The 944-nt window shown below is 68.5% G+C and carries 1 pseudogene; it reads left to right on the forward strand.

From position 1 onward, the window contains the following. A pseudogene (locus EOA38_RS37720) lies at window positions 1-944 on the forward strand (kinesin); the annotation flags it as partial.

Here is a 944-nt window from a genome sequence, read left to right on the forward strand (position 1 = left end):
CCTGCGCAATTTCGAGGGCGCCGACGAGCGGCTGAGCATGCGCATCACCGAATCGGCCGAAGCCCTGGCCGCACGCGCCTCCGATCTCGGCCGCATCTTCGACGCCGCCGACCAGCATCTGATCTCGCGCATCGCGGAAGGTTCGGAAGCGCTGTCGTCGCGGGCGTCTGAAATTGCCCGCATCTTCGACGATGCCGATAGCCGCCTGGTGTCGCGCATCGCCAGCAGCAGTTCGACCATCGGCGAACATACCGATGCCATTGTCGGCGCATTCGCGGCCACCGAGCAGCGCGTCGCCGATCGCGCTCGCCAGACCGGCCAGGAGCTCGCTGTCCACGCCCGCGAGATCGAGCAGGCGCTTGCCGGCGCCGACGAGCGCCTGGCATCGAGCGCGGCCGCGGCCGCCACCCGTGTCGAGGAGCAGGTGACGAGCGTCGAGAGCCGCCTCGCCCACACCGCCGAAACGATGGGCCAGAAGCTCAGCGAGCAGGTATCGAGCGCCGAGGCCCAGCTCATCTCGCGCGCCAACGTCATCGCCGAAACCTTCACCGCGGTCGGCCAGCATATCGGCCAGAGCACCAACGAGGCGGCAAAGACCATCGGCGCCAACACCCGCGAGCTCAACACCATGCTTGCGGCGCGTTCGGCCGAGATGTCGAAGATCCTCGACGAGACGGCGCGTCCTCTGGTCGAGCGCTTCGCCCAGGGCGGCTCCGAACTGCAGAAAAACATGGAAGAGGTCACCGAGCGGGCGACCGAGAAGCTGCGCAGCGAAAACGCGGCCCTCGTCAACGCGCTCGCCAGCCGCACGGCCGAGACGCTTTCGGCCGTCGAGGGCGCGCGCTCGACGCTGGCCGACAGCGTTGCCGACCTCATCGGCCGCATGTCCACCTCCAGCGCGCAGCTCGGTCAGTTGATCGACCAGGCGGCGGTCAACCTCGGTC

Origin of the sequence: Mesorhizobium sp. M1E.F.Ca.ET.041.01.1.1, assembly GCF_003997355.1 — a bacterium.
Lineage (GTDB): Bacteria > Pseudomonadota > Alphaproteobacteria > Rhizobiales > Rhizobiaceae > Mesorhizobium.